Raw genomic sequence first — 14130 nt, forward strand, 5'->3', positions numbered from 1 at the left:
CGGTTGCGCGCGGCGAGATCAGGCGCGGCTGCGTTTGAGCACTTCGACGACGCCACGCTCGGCATCGACGCGCACCCAGTCGCCGGTTTCGATCACGTCGAGCGGATCGATGTCGAAGTCGGTCAGCGACGGCGCATGGCTCACCACCGCGCCGAGCGCGATCTTCGTGGTCATCTCGTTGAACAGCATCGCGGCCGGCGCGGTGCCGGCGATCCGCGCGATATGGAACTGGCTCGACCAGCCCGACGAGCCCTTCGCGCCGGGAAACACCAGCACCTTGTTCGCGAAGCTCTGGCCGCGCAGTTCGTGACGGGTCTCGATGATCGTGCCGGTGCGCGGGTCGATGCCGCCCCAGCCGGAGATGCGGTCGCGCGTGACGAGCGCCTCGCCCTCGACATAGCCGCCGACCACCTTGCGGCCGCGCAGCACGATCGGTGCGGCCGGCTCAGGTGCGGCCGGCTCAGGTATGGCCAGCTCAGGCGCGGCCGGCTTCTCGTTGTTCATGCTCATGCGGTCAGCCCTCCAGTCCAGCGGCCGCTCACCGCGGCCTCGATGCAATCGGCCGTGGTGCCGAACCAGGCCTGCACGCCCATGATCGCGGGCAGGTAGTGCGCCTGCTTCGCCGAGTCGAGCGCGACGACGCGCGTGCCCTTCGGCATCACGCGGCCGATCGCCGAGCAGGTGTCGGTCATCAGCACGCCGCCCGCGTCCTCGATCAGCTTCGTATAGCCGGCCTGGTCCGCGAGCTGACGGGTCGCGCGCGCGGTGAAGATCCACAGTTCGGTATTCGCGCCGATGCGGCGGCCTTCGAGTAGCTGGCAGACCTCCCAGATCTGCTCGATCGAATAGTGCGGACAACCGAGCATCACGAAGTCGACCTGCGCGTCTTTCGCGGTGGTGTTCACGCGCTCGTACGCGAGGCGCCGCTCGGCCGCGCCGTAGCGAATCGTCTCGAGCGGCTTGCGGCCGCGGAACGGTTCGTCGCGCGTGCGCGCCTCCGGTGTCTGGCCGACGATGTGATACATCTCGACACCGCCCGAGGACGCCGCGGCCGCGCCGAAGTGCTTGAGCTTCGGCAGGTTCGGCACGTCGCGCAGCCCGTCGATCACCGGAATGCGGTCCTGCACGAGTTCGCCGACGTAGTAGCCGAGCAGCCCCCAGTCCTGCACCGTCTTCACGTCGATGCCGAGCTCGATCAGATGCGTGCCGCCACGGTTTTCGTCGAGGTGCAGACCCCAGTACGGAATCTTGCCGGTCAGCATCGCGGCGCCGGTGCTCTCGCGCCCTTCCGCGTTGGTGCGCGCGCCGAGCACCGCGTTGATGTAAATGACGGCCGACGATTCCATCCACGCGCAATGCTCGCCGCGCACCGGCACGTTGCCGGTCAGGTACGGCGCACAGGTGTTCAGCGGCTGGATGCCGAGCCGCCCCGTGAACGCCTCGCCCTGGCGGTACAGCTTCACGACCTCGCTGTCGATGCCCTGACGCTGCGCATGCTGCGGGTCGAGCCCCTGCTGCAGATGGCTGCTGAACACCCTGGCCTTCGGCACCTCGACCACCTCCGGACTATCGAGGTTGAATTCGGAAAACACCGCGTCGAGGCCGCCGTGCTTCGCCGCGTAATCGCGCAGGAACGGCATCGTCGCGCCGACCGTGCCGCACACGTTGTTCGTGTCCACCAGCCTCGGCGCGCCAAGCGCCTCGCCGTAGCGCACCAGCAGATCCATCGCGCGCTGCACGGCCGCGCCGTCGCGGCCGTCGAGCATCGCCCGTTCGTCGTCGTTCAGCTGCATTTAGCTCACTCCGTGGGCAGGTTCGAGTTGCTCCGCTTGCGGCGCCGCGTGCCGGTCGATGTCCACCGTCGTCGCGCGCCGCAGCTCGCGGCGCACCGACAGATCGTGACGGCGGCCCCGGTGCAGCGTGCAGCGGTTGTCCCAGATCACGAGGTCGCCGGGCTGCCAGCGATGCGAATACACGAAGCGGCGCGCGGTCGCGTGTTCGAGCAGGTCCATCAGCAGCACGCGTCCTTCGGCAAGCGTGCGATCGGCGATATGCGTCGCGTGCGCGCCGATGAACAGATGCCGGCGTCCCGAACCGGCGTGCTTGCGCACGAGCGGCCAGCGCACCGGCGGCAGCGCGTTGCGCTGCTCTTCGCTGTAGTCGGTGTCGCCGAGCAGGAAGCGCGAGTGCAGCGCGTAGTGCTCCGCTTCGAGCCCTTCGAGTTCGCGCTGCTCGCGCGGCTCGAGCGCATCCCACGCGGCGCGCATGTCCGCGTATTCGGTCTCGCCGCCCGACTCCGGCACGACGACCGCGTGCAGCATCGAATAGCGCGCGGCCGGCTGCTGAAACGAGCTGTCGCTATGCCACAACTGGTTCGCCAGATTGCCGACGATGCGCCGGTGCGCGCGGTCCGCGATCTGTCCGGACTCGTCGACGTTCGAAATATCCGCGAGCTCCTGGTACGCGAGCCGCGCATGCGGACGCGCGACGCGCTTGAAACCGAGATCGAGCGGCCCGAGCGAGCGCGCGAACGCGAGCTGCTGATCCTGCGTGAGCGGCTGAGCGCGGAACACCAGCACCGCGTAGCGGTTCATCGCGGCGTCGATCGCGCACGCGAGCCGTTCGGAAACCGGCGCCGTCAGATCGATGCCGCTGGCGAGGCCAACGAAATCCGGATGCGCGGCGTCAATGGGCACGACTTCAAGCGACATGGGCTGCTCCTGTTTGAGAGTTGTCCGGCGCGGCATCGTCGCGGCGACGATGCAGACGGCCGAGAGCGAACGCGAGCACCGCGACGAACGCGACCGGCACCGCGCCGAGGAAGAACAGTTGCTCGACCGGCAGATGCGCGGACATCAGCATCCCGCCGATCACCGGCCCAGCGATCGCGCCGATCTTCTGGATGCCGACCGCCGCGCCCGTGCCTTTCGCGCGCAGCGCGGTCGGATAAACGAGCGCCGCGACCGCGTTCAGGCCGAACTGGGTGCCGACCACCGTGAAGCCGGTCAGGAACACGGCCGCGACCAGCATCGGACCCGGCAGCCCGGTGCCGAGCAGCGCGACGAGGGGCGTGCCGACGAGCGGCAGCGCAGTGATGATGATGGCGCCGCGTGTGTCGACGAAGCGCATCAGCGCGAGGCCGCCGAGCGTGCCGCCAAGCTGGAACATCGTCGATACGAGCGCCGCCTCGCGCGGTGCAAGGCCGACGCTTTCGATCAGCACCGGCAGCCAGCTGCTGAGGAAAAACAGCGCCATCGAGTTCGCGATGTACACGGCCCACAGCACCGGCGTCAGCGCGCGCAGCCGTCCCGCGAACAGCAGCCGCAGCGAGCCGTCGCGGCCGTCGCCATGTGCGTCACCGCCCGAAGCGCCGCCGGTCACGAAGCGCGCCCCCGGCGCGACGTGGAAACCCGGCGCGATCCGCGCGACGATTCGCGCCACTTCGGCGTGACGCCCCTTGAGCGTCAGAAAGCGGATCGACTCGGGCACCGCGAACCACAACATCGCGCTCGACACGAGCGGCGCGATGCCGCCGATCACGAACACCACCTGCCAGCCGAACTTGGGCACGAGCCAAGCGGACACGAGGCCGCCGACGCTGCTGCCGATCGTGTAGCCGGTGTACATCAGCGTGACCCACGTCGCGCGCCAGCGCTTCGGCGCGAACTCCGTCGTGTACGCGATCGCGTTCGGCACCACGCCGCCGATGCCGATGCCCGCGAGGAAACGCAGCACGAGCAGCTGGTCGAGCGCGGTGGCGCGCGACGCCGCGAGCGTGAACCCCGCAAGCACGACGCTGCCGATCACGATCATGCGCTTGCGGCCGATCACGTCGCCGAGATAGCCGAGCACGAACGCGCCGATCATCGTGCCGAACACGAATGCGCCGAACACCGGGCCGAGCACGCCGTGCTCGAGATGCCACGCGCGGCTCAGCGCCGGGGCCGCGAAGGCCATCGCAGCAAGGTCGTAGCCCTCGGTCATCATCATCACGCCCATCGCGACGATCAGCAGCATGCCGAAGCGGTTCGTCTGCTGACGCTCGATCACCGTGCCGATGTCGATTACGGTCTGGTCGCCCATCTCAACGCTCCCGCGCCGGGCGGTCCGCGCCGAGCACCGCGCCTTGCGGCATCGTGCCAACCGTCGCGCGATAGATCTTCAGCCAGCCGGTGTCGTTGACCGGCGCGGGACGCTGCCACGCGGCGCGGCGCCGCGCCAGCTCGGCTTCGCCCACCTTCAGATCGCAGACGCGCCGCTCGAGGTCGATCTCGATCGTGTCGCCGTCCTCGACGAACGCGAGCGGGCCGCCGGTCGCCGCCTCCGGCGACACTTCCGCGACCACCAGCCCCTTGCAGACGAGGCCGGACAGATGCCCGTCGGTCAGCATCGCGACCTGCTCGGACAGGCCCGCGCCGTCGATCGCGAACACCACGCGCGACGCACCGCCGCCCATCGCCGGGCCGCCGCACACGCCCGCGCCGCGCATCACGACGACCTTGCCCGGTTGCACGCGGCCATCCTTGATCGCCGCGATCGCATCGTCGGAGGTGGAGAAGCAGATCGCCTCGCCCGTGAAGTGGCGCTGCTTGGTCGGCGAGATGCCGAATTTCACGATGCCGGCTTGCGGCGCCAGGTTGCCGCGCACCAGCACGATGGCGGGATGGTTCGCGAACGCGCGCTCCGGCGGGCGGATCACGTCGTCGTCGGCGATCCGGACATCGGCCAGGTTGTCCTTCACCGTGCGGCCGGTCACCGTCAGCGCGCCGGTGTCGAGCCACGCTTCGAGCCGCTTCATCACGCCGCGCCCGCCGCCCGCCGCCTCCAGTTGCTCGATCGTGTGCGAGCCGACCGGACGCACGCCGGTCAGCACCGGAATCTGCGCGGCGAATTCCTCGAACAGCGCGTACACGTCGACATCGAGCTGGCCTTCGGCCGCGACCGCCTGCAAGTGCTTGACCGTGTTGATCGAGCCGCCGACCGCGAGCACCGTCTTCACCGCATTCGCGAACGCGCCGCGCGTGAGGATGTCGCGCGGCTTCAGGTCGTCGCGCACCATCTCGACGATACGCGCGCCGGCTTCGCGGACGAACGCGAACATCCTGTCGCTATTGGCGGCGACCGGCGTGCTGCCGGGCAACGACATGCCGAGCGCCTCGCTGACCATGTGCATCGAGTTCGCGGTGCCGAGACCGGAGCACACGCCCGGCCCGCGAATCGCGTTCTGGCTCATGCCGATCAGGTCTTCGACGGGCAGCTTGCCGGTAAGCGTATGCATCGCGCCGACGAACACGTCCTCGATGTCGACATGCTCGCCGCGGAATTCGCCGCTCGGCTGATAGCCGCACGCGACGACGATGCTCGGGATGTTCAGCCGCGCGGCGGCCATCAACTGGCCCGGCACGGTCTTGTCGCACGACGCGAGGCACACCATGCCGTCGAGCTGCGCGCCTTCGACGGCCACTTCGATGTCGTTCGTGACGAGGTCGCGCGCGGCCAGCATGTACGCGCCGCGCGCGCCCGCGCCGGTGATGAAGTCGCTCGGCGCCGCGGTGCGGATTTCGAACGGCAGCGCGCCCGCCGCGCGGATCGCCTGCTTCAGTTGCGCGGCGATGCCGTCGAGGTGGCTAAAACAGGTAGCGAGTTCGGACGAGGAATTGACGATGGCGATCTTGGGCTTGTCGAGGTCTTCCTCGCTGATGCCAAGATTGCGCCATTGGGCGGCGCGCACCGCGCCGAGATAGGAACCGCGCGGGAAATTGCTGCGCAACGGGCGTTGCGGCTTGCGTCCATCGGACATGGCGTCTCACTCCTTTGTTGTGGAAACGATGTTAGGAAGCACGATAAAATCCGTCAATTATGTGACATCGATAGGCATCATCCAAACCATGGATATTCGTCAGGTCGACCTGAATCTGCTGAAAGTGTTCGATGCGCTGCTGAAAAAGCGGCATGTGACGCAGGCGGGCGTGAGCATCGGGCTCAGCCAGCCGGCAATGAGCTATGCGCTATCGAAGCTGCGTGAGCTGTTCGAGGACCCGCTGTTCGTGCGCACGGGTCGGGGCATGGAGCCGACGCCGCGCGCGCAGGCGCTCGGCGATCCGGTTGCGCGGCTGCTGGATCTCGTGCAGACCGAAATCCTGCCGATGCCCGAATTCCGTCCGGCCGAGTCGTCGCGCAGCTTCGTGCTGTGTATGTCGGACATCGGCGAAATGGTGTTCCTGCCGCGCCTGCAGAACTTTCTCGACAAGACCGCGCCGCACGTGAGCATCAAGACGGTCGCGCTCAGCATGCCGGAGTTGGAAGAAGGTCTGGCGAGCGGCGACGTCGATCTCGCGATCGGCTACTTTCCGGGTTTGAACAGCGAGTCGCTGAAGCGCAAAGCGCTGTACCGGCATTCGTACGTGTGTATCGCGCGCGAAGATCATCCGGAAATCGGCGACACGCTGTCGCTCGATCAGTACCGCGCGGCCGCGCACGTGATGGTGCATCCCGAAGGCCGCGAGCAGGACGTGCTCGCTCGTACGCACGAACGCCTCGGGATTCGCATCAACGTGCGCTTCAGCGTGCCGCGTTTTATCGGCGTGCCGTTCGTCGTCGCCGGCTCGGACATGATTGCAGCGGTGCCTCAGGCGGTCGGGCGGCGCTTCGCGGAGTTCGTGAACGTCAAGCTGCTGCCGCTACCCTTCCCCGCGCCCAAGTACGACTTTTATCTGCACTGGCATCCGCGCTTTCATCACGAGCCGGCCAACCGCTGGATCCGCGATGCGATGAGCGAGCTGATCAAGGGGCCGATGCAGCACGAGCCGTTGCCGAATACGAAACGGACGCGCCTGAACGCGGCGCTGTAGCGCACGCCGTTACGGCGCTACGCGCTCATGATGCGGCAGTGGCGTCGCTCGCGTGGATCAGCAGAATTGGCGTTTGCGTGATTTGCAGGACCCGCCCAGCGACGCTGCCAAGTATCCAGCGTGTGATGCCGCGCCTGCCATGCGTACCCATCACGATCAGTTGCGCCTCCCAGCCGCCCGCCTCGCGCACGATCGCATGCGCAACGTCATCGTCGGTTCGGTTCGTCCTGACGAGCGCCGTCGAGACCCGCGCCGACACGCGCGCCAGAATCGGCTCCGCAGCGGCTATTGCCTCGTTGCCTTCGCCGACGAACGAGTCCTCGAGCGAATCGATGGGGATCCAATCGGAGAGTCGCACCGCGCGATCGATCACATAAACCGCTCGCAATTCGGTGCCGGACGTAGCGAACCGTATGCCGTACTGCAACGCGGACATCGACTGAGAACTTCCATCGACCGCGAACAGGATGCGCTCGGGCAGCTCGCTATGTGTCGTGCTGTAGCTCTGCGGGACGACCAGCATCGGGCAGCGCAGACGTCTCGTCAGCCGTTCGGACACCGTACCCTCGGCCCAACGCTGCAAGCCTTGATGTTGACGCGCGCCTACCACCATCAGATCGGCTCTCCATGTGTCGGCCGCATCGATCAGGGCATCCACGACGTCGTTACCGCGTTTCGCGAGGTCGATGACTTCTGAGTCGATACGGGCATCACACGCGGCTAGCGATCGTGTCGCTCGTTCGAGCGCCTCGACCGCATCGCGGAGCAATTCGTCGCGCGCCAGGTCCAGCATGTGGCCGACGCGCCGGCCCGTCGGAAAAAGCGTATGGGGATTCTCGGCCACGCTCACGAGGCGGACGTCGCATCCGGCGGGAAGGAGGTTTCGCGCGTAGTCGAGCGCCTGTCGAGAGGCTTCCGATGAATCGACTGCGATCAACACTCTGCGCGGCAGCGTCGAGATGGCGTCGCGTGAATGGAGAGAATTCATGGTTGGCTCCGTACTCGCAGTTTTGGCGGCGTTCCGATCACCATCCTACTGCCGAAGACTCGTGGTTGGTTGATCAGGATCAACTGCTGCGGGCCGATGGTCGATTAGGCGCGGCGTCGATTCCAGGAGGCCAGTTCCTGCAGATGCGACAGGGTTGGACCTGGCCACGAGGACGTTTCTGTCTGCGCGAGATCCCACACAACACACGTCATTTAGCCCGCTGAAATCCCCAATGCCGTCGACCTTGCATTCCGGTCCTGGCAAATTACCCTTCTAAAGCTAGCCGTTCGGGATTGAATGTACTGCTCTGAGGTGCGTTCCGACCACCCACGAGCACAGCTCGTCTGCTGTTATCTCTTCAGGAACTCCGACCATGCCCGACCGGCAAACAATCATCACGCAGCTCAAGGAGCTCGGCCGCGGCCAGCTCGAGAACTTCAATATGTCCGAGCCGCAGCGCAAGGCGAACGCGAAAACCGGTGCGTTGCCAGTCGCGGGCTACTCGCCCGACAATGGCTACTGTCATGGCGTTTGCGTGGACTGGATCCGGCGCGTGTTGCAGGGCGGGCGGCCGCGCTTCGGCCCCAACCCGGAGAAAAACGCCAAGGCTAGCTACGACTACCATACGCGGCGGCAGGGGCAGGCGAAGCGGCAGGGGTACGCCTGGGCCAGCTTCGACAAGATCACCAACCACTACATCGATCTCGCGAATGTGCAGAAGCAGAGCAACAAGGCTGCCTACGATCAGGCCTACGACAAGTACGTCAATGACTATCAATTGATGTCTGACGTGTACCAGCAACTGATTAGCGATTACAACGACCACATGTACCTCGGTGAGGCACACCAGGTGCAGATCGGCTACGGCGCCAAGCTGCAGAAGATTTTTCCGCAGTTGAAAACACCGCCGGCGGTGCTCACAGTGCTTCAGCTCGATCAGCTTTCGGAGAGGGTCCTGGAGAGACACAATGCACTGGAGGCACCGGTGCAGGCAACAGCGCCGTCACTCTCGGACACTCACAAGAGTAGCTTCGCCGCCTTCACGAAAAACATCGACGCGAAATTTCCGAAGAAAAGGAAGTTCGGCGGCATCGCGCTGCTGCAGAAGAGCCCGATGAAGCAGTATGGTTCACTGCTAGCGGCGATCGAGGATGTGACGAACCCCGCGCCGACGGACTTCTCGATCGGCCGTGCAATGACGCTCGGGTTCGGCATGCAGAATGGCAACGAAGACTCGGGACACGCAGTCGCCCTCTACTGGCATCCGGGTGACTTCTTCATCCTGCTGGACCCGAACTACGGCATGTTCATCTACGAGCGGCTCGCCGGCGCGAAGTCGGTCGGCTCGGCGCTGAGTTACCTGTTCGGCACCGCTTACCCGGAGCCCGGCGTAGTGGTGACGAATGGCGTCGACTACGAGATCTACGCGAAACGCGACGCCTGAGCGGCCCCTCTGCGATGCCCCGCTCATCGCACAGGGCCGTCCACGATCAAGCCGGGGGCGCTTGCCGTTCCTCCGACGTCATCATTTCCCCCGGGCGGCGCAGCATCTTGTCGACCTCGCCCGCGTGCATCTCTTCTACGTGGATCATCTGACGGGCGAACTCCTCGAGTGCCACCGAGCGGTCTTCCACCAGCGCCAGCAGGTCGCGATACAACTGCAACGCGACATTCTCGGCTTGCAACGACTCGCGAAGGATCGAAGCGATATCGAAGGTATGCGAGTCGAGCAGAGGACCGATCGCCAGCGACGGATAGGCGCCCAGCGTGGTGATCCATTCGCCCGCCTGCTGCGCGTGCAGCAACGATTCATCCGCCTGAGCGCGCAACCACTCCCTGATCGGGATGCGTCCGAATCCGAAAACAAGGAACGAATAGTGCGTATATCGGACGACGCCGGCCAACTCGGATTCGAGAATCCGGTTCAGCACCGCAACCACGTCCTCCTTATTGATCTCGGCCATTTGAACTCTCCTTTCACTCAAACCGTCGCCGCACGCTCAAGCACCCTTCCCCTTCTTCACCCGCTCGATCTGCTGCTTCGCCGCCTGATACACCGCATCAGGCGTGAAACCGAACTTCTTCTTCAGATCCGCAATCGGCGCCGACGCGCCGAACGTATGCATGACGACCTGCGCGCCGAGCCGCCCCGTATACCGATCCCAACCGAGCGACGCAGCCTGCTCGACCGCGACGCGCGCCTCGACGTCCGCCGGCAGCACCGACTCCTGATACGCGCCGTCCTGGCGCTCGAAGATGTCCCACGACGGCATCGACACGACGCGCGCCGCGATGCCCTCGCTCTTCAGCTTCTCGTACACGTCGGCGCAGATCGACAGCTCGCTGCCGGTCGCCATCAGGATCACCTCGGGCTTCTTGCCATCGGGCGCATCGGCAAGCACGTACGCGCCGCGCTTGACGCCGCTCGCTGACGCATAGCGGCTGCGGTCGAGCGTCGGCAGCGGCTGGCGCGACACGACGATGCACGCCGGCCGATGCGGCTGCGTCAGCGCGACCCGCCATGCTTCGGCCGCTTCGTTCGCATCGCCGGGACGCAGCACCGTGAGGCCGGGCACGCCGCGCAACGATGCGAGCTGCTCGATCGGCTGATGCGTCGGACCGTCTTCGCCGACGCCGATCGAATCGTGCGTGAACACATAGATGGCCGGCACTTCCATGATCGCGGACAGGCGGATCGGCGGCTTCATGTAGTCGCTGAAGATCAGGAACGTCGAGCCGTACGCACGCAGATTCGAAAGCGCAAGCCCGTTGACCACCGCGCCCATCACATGTTCGCGAATGCCGAAGTGCAGATTGCGGCCGCCATAGCTATCCGCCTGGAAGCTGCCGGCGCCTTCGAACTTCAGGTTGGTTTTCGTCGACGGCGACAGGTCCGCCGCGCCGCCGATCATCCACGGCACGCGCGCGGCAATCGCATTGAGCACCTTGCCCGACGATTCGCGCGTCGCGATGCCCTTCGGGTCCGCGTCGAAGCTCGGGATGTCGTTGTCCCAGCCCTGCGGCAATTCGTGCGCCTGCATCTGCGTGAATTCGCGCGCGAGATCCGCGTACTGCTTCTTGTAGCTGTCGAACTTCGCCTGCCATTGTTCGCGCGCCGCCTTGCCGCGCGCGCCGATGCCTTGCGCGAAACGTTCGTGCACGCCCTCGGGCACGTAGAAGAACTTGTCCTCGGGCCAGCCGTAAAACTTCTTGGCCAGCGCGACTTCGTCGACGCCGAGCGCTTCGCCGTGCGCGGACGCGGTGTCCTGCTTGTGCGGCGCGCCCCAGCCGATGATGCTGTGAACCACGATCAAAGTCGGCCGGTCGGTCACGCTCTTCGCCTCGATCAGCGCCTTTTCGAACGCGGCGGTGTCGTTCGCGTCCCCGACGTTCAGTGTGTGCCAGTTATAGCCGTGAAAGCGGCTCGCTACGTCGTCGCTGTACGCGAGGTCGGTATGGCCTTCGATCGTCACGCGGTTGCTGTCGTAAATCCAGATCAGGTTCGACAGCTTCAGATGCCCCGCCAGCGAGGCCGCCTCGTGCGAGATGCCTTCCATCATGTCGCCGTCGCCGCACAGCGCGTACACGCGGTAATCGAACAGCGGCGCGTCCGCGCGGTTGAAGTGGTTCTCGTACCAGCGCGCGGCCATCGCCATGCCGACGCTATTGCCGAGCCCCTGGCCAAGCGGTCCCGTGGTGGTCTCGACGCCGGTCGTCATCCGGTACTCGGGGTGGCCCGGCGTATTGCTGTCGATCTGGCGGAAATGCTGGATGTCGTCGAGCGACACGGCCGGCGCGCCGGTCGGCTTGCCGTGTTCGTCGACGGCTTTCACGTTGGCCAGATGCAGCAGCGAATACAGCAGCATCGATGCATGCCCGACCGACAGCACGAAGCGGTCGCGATTCGGCCACAGCGGCTCGTCAGGGTCGTAGCGCAGATGGTGTTGCCACAGGTGATAGGCGATCGGCGCGAGCGCCATCGGCGTGCCGGGGTGGCCGGAATTGGCCTTCTGCACGGCGTCCATCGACAGCGTGCGGATCGTGTTGATGCACAACTGGTCGAGGGAGGGATCGTTTTGCATGGGACGCTCCTTGTTCGGCAATTCGGGAGACGGCCGACGCACACCGCTGAGCGCGCGGACGGATCGGCGCATCGTGTCGACATGGAAAACGCGCGCGTCCAGGCGTGTCCCCAGGGACGCGAAGCCGCACGTGGAACCGCACACGTGCCGAAGTTACTGCCGAAAGCGCGCGGGAAAATCGCGGCGAAGCCCACAGATGATGCGCCTAACCGCGCAACTCTGCACGCCACCCCGCAACAGACCGGCTGCTTCGCGAACGACGAAGTTCACGCCGCCTGCAGCCAAAGCTCGACCACCGGACCATGCTTGCCGTCGATCGGATCGAGCGGCGGAAACGGCAGCGCCAGCATGTCGGTGAGTTCCTGCGGCGTCAGCGCTTCGCGGCGGATGTCCCACTGCTGCCCCAACGGATAGCCCGCCACCACCTGAAAATGCGGCTCGAACGATTGCAGACAATGACCGGTGCCAGCCGGCAGCAGCAGCACGTCGCCCGCATGCAGCCTCACCACCCGTCCGCCCGGTCCGCCGACGATCACTTCGGCGCTCGCGTCGGTCACGCCGAGCACCTCGTGCGCGGTCGCGTGAAAGTGATGGAAGTCGAAGATGCTGTTGCGCCACTGCGCGGGCCATGCATTGCGCTCGAACAGGATTTCGAACGCGGCGGGCAGATTGCCGCTGCCGGGCGACAGCGCGCGCCGGTACAGCACGACCGGCAGCTTGCTGTTGTTCGGCACCCAGTCGTGCGGTTCCAGCATGAAAGCTTCGTATTCGGTCTGCGCGGCGTCGAAGCCGTGCTTTGACTCGTTGAACATGTTTGCTCCTGGCTTGTGATGCGGTTGCCGCGAACCGGCGGTCCAGCGTCGGCTAGCCGCCGCCGATCCCCTGCAGCACCTTGCCCGTGCCGCCGCACACGGTGCAGCGAGCACCGTCGACCTTGCCGGTGCCGTGGCAGGCGCGGCAAATGTCTTCGCCCGCGCCTGGTGTGTTGGGCGGCGCTTCGTCGCCGGGGTTCATCGATTCGGTTGAATTGTCCGGTTGCATGCGCTTTCTCCGGTTGAAGGTTGAAGGATTGGATGCTCGGGCTGGCTCGCAACGCACCGCGTCATTGCTCAACCCGGCTGCTTGCGATGCGATTCGCGCCCGCCGCCGCCCGGCGGTTCGGCGTGCTCGCCGGTGCCGAGCGGCACTTCGGCGCCGTGCCGCGGGCTCTCGCTCGAGCGTGGCGGGTTGGTCGCTTTATCCACGCCGGTCTGCACGACCGGTTCGATGCCGAGCGGACTCGGCTCGACGTAGTGGGTGCCGCTCGGTTTGTTGCGGGCCTTGACTTCGTCGGACACCGCGGGCGCGGCGCGCTGATCTGGCCGCGCGGACTGCTCGCCGCCTGGTGTCGCGCCCGGCTGCTGGGTGTCGGTGTTGGTCGATTGGGGATCTGGCATCACGCCCTCCTCGTGGGTTCTGCCGTCGATTCGCGTCGTGACGCGGCATCTCGAACGGGCACCTGGTTAATGCAGCAACATTCGAGCCTTGCCGCCGAAGTCCGAGCGTAGCGCGACAGGCACGGCCATTGCGATTTCGATGGCGGTAGCGCCGCCCGTTCGCTTTGTAAAAAGTAGGACCCAAAGGAGAACCCCATGAGCATCACGACTATTCGCGTATCCGACACCGAGGTGCAAGTCGAGCGCACGCTGTACACGTTCGCGCAAAAGAGCGACGCCGATGCGTTCCAGAACTGCCTCGTCGAAGGTCCGGTCGACACCTGCTATCGCGATCATCCGCCGCTGTCGACGCGCCCCACCGTGCCCGACGAACATCCGGCCGATCCCGCGCGTGGCAGCACGATTTCGCCGTCGCTCGGCGGGATGCCTTGATCGCGTCTGCGCGTGTTGCGGGACAAGCACCACACCGGCTGCGCGCGCTCAGCCTTCGGGTGCGGCGCGATCGGCCGCGACGATCTCGCGGCCATACGCAATCGCGGCGCGGCGAGCTTCGTCGGCGGTCGCATAGGGGCCGATCTGCGGTGCGCCGTCGAACGGAAACAGAATCCGCCTGTCCGCTTTCCTCACGACCCTCAGTCCACCTATGTATCGGCCGTCGCCTGTTCCGTGATAGCTGGCGAAAATCTCGAACTCGTCGTCAGCAACGTCGGCCTTGTGTCGCGCCATGTGCGTTCCTCTGCCTGTGTTTTGCGGGGGGATGTCCGATGCGAGCC

Annotated in this window: 15 protein-coding genes; 3 read left to right on the forward strand and 12 right to left on the reverse strand. The window is 65.9% G+C overall.

The annotated features are described in order from the left end of the window. Nucleotides 1-18 precede the first annotated feature (18 nt). From ACLFKU_RS12280 to ACLFKU_RS12300, 5 genes are read right to left on the reverse strand one after another with little or no spacing between them, the layout of a single operon-like run. Nucleotides 19-510, reverse strand: coding sequence for an aconitase X swivel domain-containing protein (locus ACLFKU_RS12280; protein ID WP_410849258.1), 492 nt, complete (start codon nt 508-510; stop codon nt 19-21). Then, complete coding sequence (locus tag ACLFKU_RS12285) at nt 507-1793, reverse strand: aconitase X (RefSeq protein WP_410849259.1); 1287 nt, start codon at nt 1791-1793, stop codon at nt 507-509. The genes ACLFKU_RS12280 and ACLFKU_RS12285 overlap by 4 nt, the downstream gene beginning before the upstream one ends. Continuing rightward, nucleotides 1794-2711: a TauD/TfdA dioxygenase family protein gene (locus ACLFKU_RS12290; RefSeq protein WP_410849260.1), complete on the reverse strand. Its 918-nt coding sequence runs from the start codon at nt 2709-2711 to the stop codon at nt 1794-1796. Continuing rightward, nucleotides 2701-4083 (reverse strand): MFS transporter, encoded by a 1383-nt coding sequence (locus ACLFKU_RS12295; RefSeq protein ID WP_410849261.1) that lies wholly within the window; start codon nt 4081-4083, stop codon nt 2701-2703. The genes ACLFKU_RS12290 and ACLFKU_RS12295 overlap by 11 nt, the downstream gene beginning before the upstream one ends. 1 nt (nt 4084) lies before the next feature. Beyond that, nucleotides 4085-5800 (reverse strand): dihydroxy-acid dehydratase, encoded by a 1716-nt coding sequence (locus ACLFKU_RS12300; RefSeq protein WP_368583634.1) that lies wholly within the window; start codon nt 5798-5800, stop codon nt 4085-4087. Nucleotides 5801-5888: 88 nt separating this feature from the next. On the opposite strand from ACLFKU_RS12300, the gene ACLFKU_RS12305 reads away from it, so the two are divergent. Beyond that, the gene (locus tag ACLFKU_RS12305; RefSeq protein ID WP_368583635.1) at nt 5889-6851 is read left to right on the forward strand and encodes a LysR family transcriptional regulator; all 963 of its coding nucleotides are present in this window, start codon (nt 5889-5891) and stop codon (nt 6849-6851) included. Nucleotides 6852-6876: 25 nt separating this feature from the next. Here ACLFKU_RS12305 and ACLFKU_RS12310 read toward each other — a convergent pair whose 3' ends face one another. Next, nucleotides 6877-7839: a universal stress protein gene (locus ACLFKU_RS12310; protein WP_368583636.1), complete on the reverse strand. Its 963-nt coding sequence runs from the start codon at nt 7837-7839 to the stop codon at nt 6877-6879. A gap of 373 nt (nt 7840-8212) precedes the next feature. Between ACLFKU_RS12310 and ACLFKU_RS12315 the strand changes: the two genes are divergently transcribed. Beyond that, on the forward strand, nt 8213-9283 hold the full coding sequence (locus ACLFKU_RS12315) for a hypothetical protein (RefSeq protein WP_410849262.1): 1071 nt from the start codon (nt 8213-8215) through the stop codon (nt 9281-9283). A 46-nt stretch (nt 9284-9329) separates the two neighbouring features. Here ACLFKU_RS12315 and ACLFKU_RS12320 read toward each other — a convergent pair whose 3' ends face one another. The 5 genes from ACLFKU_RS12320 to ACLFKU_RS12340 all read right to left on the reverse strand — a co-directional run bounded on the left by ACLFKU_RS12320 (nt 9330) and on the right by ACLFKU_RS12340 (nt 13357). Beyond that, nucleotides 9330-9803, reverse strand: a complete 474-nt coding sequence (locus tag ACLFKU_RS12320) for a bacterioferritin (protein WP_410849263.1) — start codon at nt 9801-9803, stop codon at nt 9330-9332. A gap of 36 nt (nt 9804-9839) precedes the next feature. Then, on the reverse strand, nt 9840-11921 hold the full coding sequence (gene tkt, locus ACLFKU_RS12325) for a transketolase (RefSeq protein WP_410849264.1): 2082 nt from the start codon (nt 11919-11921) through the stop codon (nt 9840-9842). 266 nt (nt 11922-12187) lie between these two features. Next, a complete protein-coding gene (locus ACLFKU_RS12330; protein ID WP_410849265.1) occupies nt 12188-12733 on the reverse strand; it encodes a cupin in 546 nt (181 codons plus the stop codon). Nucleotides 12734-12785: 52 nt separating this feature from the next. Next, on the reverse strand, nt 12786-12962 hold the full coding sequence (locus tag ACLFKU_RS12335) for a hypothetical protein (RefSeq protein WP_176123809.1): 177 nt from the start codon (nt 12960-12962) through the stop codon (nt 12786-12788). 68 nt (nt 12963-13030) lie between these two features. After that, nucleotides 13031-13357, reverse strand: a complete 327-nt coding sequence (locus tag ACLFKU_RS12340; RefSeq protein ID WP_410849266.1) for a hypothetical protein — start codon at nt 13355-13357, stop codon at nt 13031-13033. A 195-nt stretch (nt 13358-13552) separates the two neighbouring features. Between ACLFKU_RS12340 and ACLFKU_RS12345 the strand changes: the two genes are divergently transcribed. After that, nucleotides 13553-13789 carry a hypothetical protein gene (locus ACLFKU_RS12345; RefSeq protein ID WP_410849267.1) on the forward strand — a complete coding sequence of 79 codons (237 nt, stop codon included), beginning with the start codon at nt 13553-13555 and terminating at the stop codon, nt 13787-13789. A 48-nt stretch (nt 13790-13837) separates the two neighbouring features. On the opposite strand, the gene ACLFKU_RS12350 is transcribed toward ACLFKU_RS12345, so the two are convergent. Then, entirely contained in the window at nt 13838-14083 is a 246-nt protein-coding gene (locus tag ACLFKU_RS12350) for a DUF6723 family protein (RefSeq protein WP_368583643.1), read from the reverse strand. Nucleotides 14084-14130: the final 47 nt, after the last annotated feature.

It is taken from the genome of Paraburkholderia sp. EG304 (assembly GCF_046543485.1).
In the GTDB taxonomy this organism is placed as follows: domain Bacteria; phylum Pseudomonadota; class Gammaproteobacteria; order Burkholderiales; family Burkholderiaceae; genus Paraburkholderia; species Paraburkholderia youngii.